The sequence below is a fragment of the Kitasatospora sp. A2-31 genome (assembly GCF_022288725.1).
Lineage (GTDB): Bacteria > Actinomycetota > Actinomycetes > Streptomycetales > Streptomycetaceae > Kitasatospora.
The window spans coordinates 1-8,651 of sequence record NZ_JAKNTA010000054.1 but is presented as its reverse complement, the minus strand read 5'-3'; the positions used below and the strand labels follow the sequence as shown (position 1 = coordinate 8,651).

The following is an 8,651-nucleotide window of genomic DNA, read 5'->3' as shown; positions in this document are numbered from 1 at the left end:
TGACCTGCTCCAGGACGACTTCAACCACGCCGTCCTGGTCCGCCCCGGTTCGGCGCTGGCCGCGGCACTGGTCTACTTCGACAGCCGCGGCCTGGACGGCATCGTCAACGGCCTGGCCGCAGCCATCGGCGGAATCTCCAGCCGGCTGCGCCGGATCCAGAACGGCTACGTCCGTTCGTACGCGCTCTCCATGTTCGGCGGCACGCTGGTGCTGGTCGCCACGACTCTCCTGATGAGGTCCGTCTGATGAATAGGCCCAGTTCATCTCCGGGGGTGCGGCGATGAGTCACCTGTTGACCGTGACCTGCGCCGTCCCGGCCGCGGGCGCGGTGCTCACCGCGGCGCTGCCCGCCGGGTCCACCGCGGCCCGGCGGCGGACCACCAAGGCCGTCGCGCTCGCGACCTCGGCCGTCACCCTGGCCCTGGCGGCCACGGTGGCGGGCCGGTTCGACCCGGCCGGCGCGCGCTACCAGCTGACGGAGTCCTACAGCTGGATCCGCTCGTTCGGCATCAGCTTCTCGCTCGGCGTGGACGGCATCGGCACCGTGCTGGCGCTGCTCACCGCCGTCCTGGTCCCGATCGTGATGCTGGCCTCCTGGCACGACGCCGACCCGCCCGGCCAGGAGTCGCCCGACGGGTCGTTCGAGAACCGGCGGCGGACCCAGGGCTTCTTCGCACTGATCCTGGCAGTGGAGGCGATGGTGATCGTCTCCTTCTACGCCACCGACCTCTTCGTCTTCTACGTGTTCTTCGAAGCCATGCTGATCCCGATGTACTTCCTGATCGGCGGCTTCGGGGACCGGGCCGGGGGCCCGGAGTCGGCGCGCCAGCGCTCCTACGCGGCCGTGAAGTTCCTCCTCTACAACCTGCTCGGCGGTCTGGTCATGCTGGCCGCCGTGGTCGGCTTCTACGTGATCGCGCAGGACCAGGGCTTCGGCACCTTCGACCTGCCGACGCTCACCTCGGCGATCGCCGACGGGAAGCTGGTGCTCAGCGGCACCGCGGAGAAGGCCCTGTTCCTCGGCTTCTTCTTCGCCTTCGCGGTGAAGGCCCCGCTCTGGCCGCTGCACACCTGGCTGCCGAACGCGATGGGCGAGGCCACCGCCGGGACGGCCGTCCTGATCACCGCGGTGGTGGACAAGGTCGGCACCTTCGCGATGCTCCGCTTCTGCCTCGGTCTCTTCCCGGACGCCTCGAAGACCTTCGCCCCGGCGATCCTGGTCCTCTCACTGATCGGGATCGTCTACGGCGCACTGCTGGCGGTCGGGCAGAAGGACATCAAGCGGCTGGTGGCGTACGCCTCCATCTCGCACTTCGGCTTCATCATCATGGGCATCTTCGCGATGACCAGCCAGGGCCAGAGCGGCGCCACCCTCTACATGGTCAACCACGGCATCTCCACCGCCGCGTGGATGCTGGTCGCGGGCTTCCTGATCTCCCGCCGCGGCTCGCGCCTGATCGCCGACTACGGCGGCGTGCAGAAGGTCGCCCCGGTGCTCGCCGGGACGTTCCTGATCGGCGGCCTGGCCACCCTCTCGCTGCCCGGCCTCGCCCCGTTCGTCAGCGAGTTCCTGGTGCTGGTGGGCACCTTCACCCGGTACCCGGCGATCGGCATCGTCGCCACCTTCGGCATCGTGCTCGCCGCGCTCTACGCGCTGCTGCTCTACCAGCGCACGATGACCGGTCCGGTCAAGGCCGAGGTGAGCGCCATGCCCGACCTCAAGGCACGCGAACTCGCCGTCGTCGCCCCGTTGGTGGCCCTGACCATCCTGCTCGGTGTCTACCCGAAGCCGCTGACCGACATCGTCAACCCGGCGGTGGACGCGACGCTGACGCAGGTCCACCAGACCGACCCGGCCCCGGCCCACCCGGTCGCCGGCCACCCCGGAGCAGCCCCCTCAGGAGGTGAGCACAAGTGAGCACCACCGGATGGCTCGCCGCCGCGGGCGGCAACAGCCCGAGCATCCCGGCGCCGCATGTCGAGTACGGCCAGCTCTCCCCGATGCTGGTGGTGTTCGGCGCCGCCGTCGCCGGCATCCTGCTGGAGGCCTTCCTGCCCCGCCGGCACCGGCACTGGGCGCAGGTCTGGCTGGCGCTGATCGGCCTGGTCGGTGCCTTCACCGCCGTGGTGGTGCTCGCGGCCCAGGGCTACGGGTCGACCAAGGTGGACCTGTTGGCGATGGGCGCGGTCGCGCTGGACGGCCCCGCGCTCTTCCTCCAGGGCGTGATCCTGCTGGTCGCCGTGGTCGCCGTGCTGACCTACGCAGAGCGGCGACTGGAGCCGAAGGCCGGCGGCGAACCGGCCGACGCCTTCGCCGCGCAGGCCGCCGCCACCCCCGGCGGCGAGCAGGAGCGCGCGGCGGTCCGGGCCGGCCGCACCACCAGCGAGGTCTTCCCGCTCACCATGTTCGCGGTCGGCGGCATGCTGCTCTTCCCCGCCGCCAACGACCTGCTGACCATGTTCGTGGCGCTGGAGGTCCTCTCCCTCCCGCTCTACCTGCTCTGCGCGCTGGCCCGGCGCCGCCGGCTGCTCTCCCAGGAGGCGGCGGTCAAGTACTTCCTGCTGGGCGCCTTCGCCTCGGCGTTCTTCCTGTTCGGCACCGCCATGCTCTACGGGTACGCGGGAAGCGTGCGGCTCGGCGACATCTCCGACGTGATCTCCGGCAAGGCGCTCGCCACCCCCGCGCTGCTCTCCACCACCCAGAACGACGCACTGCTGCTGATCGGCCTGGCGATGCTCGCGGTCGGACTGCTCTTCAAGGTCGGCGCGGTGCCGTTCCACTCCTGGACCCCGGACGTCTACCAGGGAGCGCCGACGCCGGTCACCGGCTTCATGGCGGCCGCGACCAAGGTGGCCGCCTTCGGCGCCCTGCTGCGGTTGTTCTACGTCGCCTTCCCCGGCCTCCGGCTGGACTGGCGGCCGGTGATGTGGGGCGTGGCGATCCTGACCATGGTGGTCGGCGCGATCCTCGCCGTCACCCAGCAGGACGTGAAGCGGCTGCTCGCCTACTCCTCGATCGCGCACGCCGGGTTCATCCTGACCGGCGTGATCGCCACCAACAAGCAGGGCCTCGGCTCGGTGCTGTTCTACCTGCTGGCGTACTCCTTCGTGACGCTGGGCGCCTTCGCCGTGGTCACCCTGGTCCGGGACTCCAAGGGCGAGGCCACCCACCTGTCCAGCTGGGCCGGGCTGGGCCGGCGCTCCCCGCTCGTCGCCGGGGTCTTCGCGCTGTTCCTGCTGGCCTTCGCGGGCATCCCGCTGACCTCGGGCTTCACCGGGAAGTTCGCGGTCTTCCAGGCCGCGGCGGCAGGCGGCGCGACCCCGCTGGTGATCGTGGGCGTGCTCAGCTCGGCGGTGGCGGCGTTCTTCTACATCCGGGTCATCGTGCTGATGTTCTTCTCCGACCCGCAGCCCGGCGGGCCGACGGTGGTCATCCCGAGCGCCTTCACCGCCACCGCGATCGGCATGGGCGTCCTGGTCACCCTCGGACTCGGACTGCTGCCGCAGTACTTCCTGGACCTCGCGTCGAAGGCGTCGCTCTTCGTCCGCTGAGGCCTCGTCCGGAGTCGGTCGCAGACCCGTCAGGGGTCTGTCCGGGTCCCGTTCGGAGCGTGTCCGCGGGTCCGTCAGGTCCCCCGCCGGAAGGCTCGGAGGGGGCCCGCCGGGAGGCCCCTTCCGTCCGGGCCGCGCTTTATCCGCGCGGCCCGGACGAGTCGCCCCGGCATCGCGCCTGACCAGCCGATACAGCCCGACCATGACAGGACCCGCACGCCCGTGCAGTGATCCACTCGCGACCGGATACCCTGCCTGTATGGCCAGCGGCGGCACTCAGGGACCAGGCCGCTAGATCGACCAGGGACAGAGGAGTGGTCTTCGTGACCGTCGTGGGACCCTTTGGGCTCAGCGTGCAGGACCGCGATCTGACCCGCGACGTCCAGTACGGGATGGACGCGGTGGAGAACGCGCTCACCGAGGCCGTGAAGAGCGACGTCCCGTTCATCACCCTCACCGCCAGCCACCTGATGGAGGCCGGCGGCAAGCGCTTCCGCCCGCTGCTGGTGCTGCTCTCCGCCCAGTTCGGCGACGCCAACGCCCCGGGCGTGGTCCCGGCCGCCGTGGTGGTCGAGCTGACCCACCTGGCGACCCTCTACCACGACGACGTCATGGACGAGGCCCCGGTGCGCCGCGGCGCCCCCAGCGCCAACTCGCGCTGGGACAACTCGGTCGCCATCCTCACCGGCGACTTCCTCTTCTCCCGTGCCTCCCAGGTGCTCGCCGACCTCGGCCCCGACGCCGTCCGGCTCCAGGCCGACGCCTTCGAGCGGCTGGTCACCGGCCAGATCCTGGAGACCGCCGGCCCCGGGCCGGACGACGACCCGCTGCGCCACTACCTCGACGTGCTGGCCGGCAAGACCGGCTCCCTGATCGCCGTCTCCTGCCGGATAGGAGCACTCCTGGCCGGTGCCGAGCCGTGGGTGGTCGACATCCTCAGCGCCTACGGCGAGCGGATCGGCATCGCCTTCCAGCTGGCCGACGACGTGCTCGACATCGCCAGCGACGGCCACGAGTCCGGCAAGACTCCCGGCACCGACCTGCGCGAGGGCATCCCGACCCTGCCCACCCTGCTGCTCCAGCAGCTGCCGGTGGACGAGTCGGACCCGGCCGACGTGCGGCTGCGCGAGCTGGTCGCCGGCTCCCTCGACGACGACGAGCTGCACGCGGAGGCGCTGCGGCTGCTGCGCCGCCACCCCGCGCTGGAGCTCGCCCGCCGGGAGACCCTGCGGCACGCCGAGGAGGCCCGCGCGCTCCTCGACCCGCTGCCCGAGGGCCCGGCCAAGGAGGCGCTCCAGGGCCTCTGCGACGCGGTGGCCATCCGCACGATGTGACCGCCCGGGGGGAGCGGCCCGACGAAGTGGCCCGCCCGGCCCGCACGCCGGCCCCGGCCCGGCACGCCGGCCCCGGCCCGCACGCCGGCCCCGGTCCCACCCCGGCCCCGGTCCCACCCCGGCCCCCGGCCCCCGGTGCCCGGTGCCGCGCCCGGTGCGGTTGCGGGCCGTCCGGACCCCGGGCCGCCGATGGGATTCGCCGCCCGGCGCTGTCGCGAGTAGGGAAGACTGGCTCCGTCAGTCCAGCCCGCAGCCGCGCCAACCCGGAAGGCCACCATGCTTCGCGTCGTCATCGCCGAGGACTCCGTACTGCTCCGGGAGGGCCTCACCCGGCTGCTCACCGACCGGGGCCTGGAGGTCGTGGCGGGCGTCGGCGACGGCGAGGCCCTGCTCAAGGCCGTCCACGACCTGGCCACGGCCGGCACGCTGCCGGACGTCGTGGTCGCCGACGTCCGGATGCCCCCGACCCACACCGACGAGGGCGTGCGCGCCTGCGTCACGCTGCGCGGCCTCTACCCGGAGCTGGGCGTGCTGGTGCTGTCGCAGTACGTGGAGGAGAGGTACGCCTCCGAGCTGCTGGCCGGCTCCACCCGGGGCGTCGGCTACCTGCTGAAGGACCGCGTCGCCGAGGTCCGCGAGTTCGTGGACGCGGTGGTCCGGGTCGCCGAGGGCGGCACCGCGCTGGACCCGGAGGTGGTCCAGCAGCTGCTCAGCCGCAGCCGCAAGAGCGACGTACTGGCCGGGCTGACCCCGCGCGAGCGCGAGGTGCTGGGGCTGATGGCCGAGGGCCGGACGAACACCGCGGTGGCCAAGCAGCTGGTGGTGTCGGACGGCGCCGTGGAGAAGCACGTCAGCAACATCTTCCTCAAGCTGGGCCTGGCCCAGAGCCCGGAGGACCACCGCCGGGTGCTGGCCGTGCTCACCTACCTGAACTCCTGACCGCCCCGCGGTCACCCGTCCGCCGGCCCGGGCGGCCGCCCCTCCAGGAGCCCGGGCGGCCGTCGGCACTTACCCGCGACCCGCCCAGGCGACCGCCCGCACACCCGTCCGCGACCCGTCCGCGACCCGCCCGGGCGGCCGCCGGCAGCCCCGTCACCCGGGCGGCCGCCGAATTCGGTGCGCACCCGAACAAGCGTTCGCGGGCCCGGTATGGGAGCGCATGCCGCAGGCGTTGTACCTGGATACAGCGGCAGCGACATCGGCAGCTTCCTGCCGCATCGGTTAGTTCCGTCCCAGGCAATCCTCACCCGCATAGGATGCGAGAGGTGCACCAGGCGGACGGGGCACACGGCTCACGCCCGCGGCTGGTGCCCACGAGGAGGTCCGCGGCAGTGACCAGTCAGGTCGATCAGTCAGAAGCAGTGGACGGCCCGGGCGCCGAGGGCCGCCCCGGGCCCGGTGGCGGCCGATCCGGCCCCGCCGTGCCGGGCAGTCCGCAGCCTAGGCGCGCCAAGCCGATCCGCAGACTCGACCGGGTGATCATCCGGTTCGCCGGGGACTCCGGCGACGGCATGCAGCTCACCGGCGATCGCTTCACCTCGGAGACGGCGTCCTTCGGCAACGACCTCTCCACCCTGCCCAACTTCCCGGCCGAGATCCGGGCCCCCGCCGGCACGCTGCCTGGTGTCTCGTCCTTCCAGCTGCACTTCGCGGACCACGACATCCTGACCCCGGGGGACGCGCCCAACGTCCTGGTGGCGATGAACCCTGCCGCCCTCAAGGCCAACCTGCCGGACCTGCCACGCGGCGCAGAGATCATCGTCAACACCGACGAGTTCACCAAGCGCGCGCTGTCCAAGGTCGGCTACCCTGCGGACCCGCTGGCCGACGGCTCGCTGGAGGCGTACCACCTGCACAAGGTGCCCCTGACCACGCTGACGCTGGAGGCGCTCAAGGACAGCGGGCTCACACGCAAGGACGCCGAACGGGCGAAGAACATGTTCGCGCTGGGCCTGCTCTCCTGGATGTACCACCGGCCCACCCACGGCACCGAGTCCTTCCTGCGCAGCAAGTTCGCCAAGAAGCCGCAGATCGCCGAGGCCAACATCAGCGCCTTCCGGGCGGGCTGGAACTTCGGCGAGACCACCGAGTCGTTCGCGGTCTCCTACGAGGTGCCGCCGGCCAAGCTCCCGGCCGGACGCTACCGCAACATCTCCGGCAACCTGGCCCTCTCATACGGTCTGATCGCCGCCGCGCAGCGCGCCGGGCTGCCGCTCTACCTGGGCTCCTACCCGATCACTCCGGCCTCGGACATCCTGCACGAGCTCAGCAAGCACAAGAACTTCGGCGTCCGCACCTTCCAGGCCGAGGACGAGATCGCCGGCATCGGGGCGGCCCTCGGCGCCGCCTTCGGCGGCGCGCTCGGCGTCACCACCACCTCCGGCCCGGGCGTGGCGCTCAAGAGCGAGACCATCGGTCTGGCCGTGTCGCTCGAACTGCCGCTGCTGGTGGTCGACATCCAGCGCGGCGGCCCGTCCACCGGACTGCCGACCAAGACCGAGCAGGCGGACCTGCTGCAGGCGATGTTCGGCCGCAACGGCGAGGCGCCGGTGCCGATCGTCGCCCCGGCCACCCCGGCCGAGTGCTTCGACGCGGCGCTGGAGGCGGCCCGGATCGCGGTGACCTACCGCACCCCGGTCTTCCTGCTCTCCGATGGCTACCTGGCCAACGGCTCCGAGCCCTGGCGGATCCCGGAGGTCGAGGAACTTCCCGAGATCACCCCGGGCTTCGCGACCGGCCCGAACCGCGAGGACGGCTCGTTCTGGCCCTACCTGCGCGATCCGCAGACCCTGGCCCGCCCGTGGGCGGTGCCCGGCACGCCCGGTCTGGAGCACCGGATCGGTGGCATCGAGAAGCAGGACGGCACCGGCAACATCTCCTACGACCCCGCCAACCACGACTTCATGGTCCGCACCCGGCAGGCCAAGGTCGACGGAATCGCCGTCCGGCCGGTGGAGGTCGACGACCCGGACGGCGAGGCGCGGGTGCTGGTCCTCGGCTGGGGTTCGACCTACGGCCCGATCACCGCGGCCGTGCGGCGGGTCCGGGCGGACGGCGGCCGCATCGCCCAGGCCCACCTGCGGAACATCAACCCGTTCCCGGCCAACCTCGGTACGGTGCTGAGGAGTTACGAGAAGGTCATCGTTCCCGAGATGAACCTCGGGCAGCTGGCGCTGCTGCTGCGGGCCAGGTACCTGGTGGATGCGCAGTCCTACAACCAGGTGCGCGGACTTCCCTTCAAGGCAGCGCAGTTGGCCGACGTGCTGTGGGCGGCGATCGGTTCGGGGGGGGGCGCCCCCCCCCCCGGCCCGCCCCGCCGGTCCGCCGGCCGCTCCGCCTGCCGCGCAGGCTGGACCGCCGGCCGGTGCGAGCGTCGACACGACCGCCGGTTCGGCGAGCGAGGAGGACAACCGATGAGCGAGCAGCAGTTCCCCTCGCTGAAGCTGGTACCGAAGGCAGAAGCGCCGCAGAGCGCCAAGGACTTCAAGACCGACCAGGAAGTGCGCTGGTGCCCGGGCTGCGGTGACTACGCGATCCTGGCGGCGGTGCAGGCGTTCATGCCGGAGCTGGGGATCAAGCGGGAGAACACCGTCTTCGTCTCCGGGATCGGCTGCTCGTCCCGGTTCCCCTACTACATGAACACCTACGGGGTGCACTCGATCCACGGGCGCGCGCCGGCCATCGCCACCGGTCTGGCCTCCTCGCGGCAGGACCTCAGTGTCTGGGTGGTGACGGGCGACGGCGACGCACTGTCCATCGGCGGG

5 protein-coding genes and 2 pseudogenes are annotated in these 8,651 nt (G+C 71.9%); all 7 read left to right on the top strand.

Features of this window, described 5'->3' with window-relative positions; all coding sequences use genetic code 11:
- Positions 1-247: pseudogene (locus MCM47_RS38860) on the top strand (NADH-quinone oxidoreductase subunit L); the annotation flags it as partial.
- Between the two features lie 34 nt (positions 248-281).
- Complete coding sequence (locus MCM47_RS38855; protein WP_238949839.1) at positions 282-1,919, top strand: NADH-quinone oxidoreductase subunit M; 1,638 nt, start codon at positions 282-284, stop codon at positions 1,917-1,919.
- Positions 1,916-3,553 carry an NADH-quinone oxidoreductase subunit NuoN gene (gene nuoN / locus MCM47_RS38850; protein ID WP_238949837.1) on the top strand — a complete coding sequence of 546 codons (1,638 nt, stop codon included), beginning with the start codon at positions 1,916-1,918 and terminating at the stop codon, positions 3,551-3,553. The genes MCM47_RS38855 and nuoN overlap by 4 nt, the downstream gene beginning before the upstream one ends.
- A 323-nt stretch (positions 3,554-3,876) precedes the next feature.
- Positions 3,877-4,887, top strand: a complete 1,011-nt coding sequence (locus MCM47_RS38845; protein WP_238949836.1) for a polyprenyl synthetase family protein — start codon at positions 3,877-3,879, stop codon at positions 4,885-4,887.
- A 276-nt stretch (positions 4,888-5,163) separates the two neighbouring features.
- On the top strand, positions 5,164-5,826 hold the full coding sequence (locus MCM47_RS38840) for a response regulator transcription factor (protein WP_238949835.1): 663 nt from the start codon (positions 5,164-5,166) through the stop codon (positions 5,824-5,826).
- A gap of 368 nt (positions 5,827-6,194) precedes the next feature.
- Positions 6,195-8,165: pseudogene (locus tag MCM47_RS38835) on the top strand (2-oxoacid:acceptor oxidoreductase subunit alpha); the annotation flags it as partial.
- Positions 8,166-8,300: 135 nt separating this feature from the next.
- A partial coding sequence (locus MCM47_RS43645) for a thiamine pyrophosphate-dependent enzyme (protein WP_238951207.1) occupies positions 8,301-8,651 on the top strand: 351 nt, incomplete at its 3' end.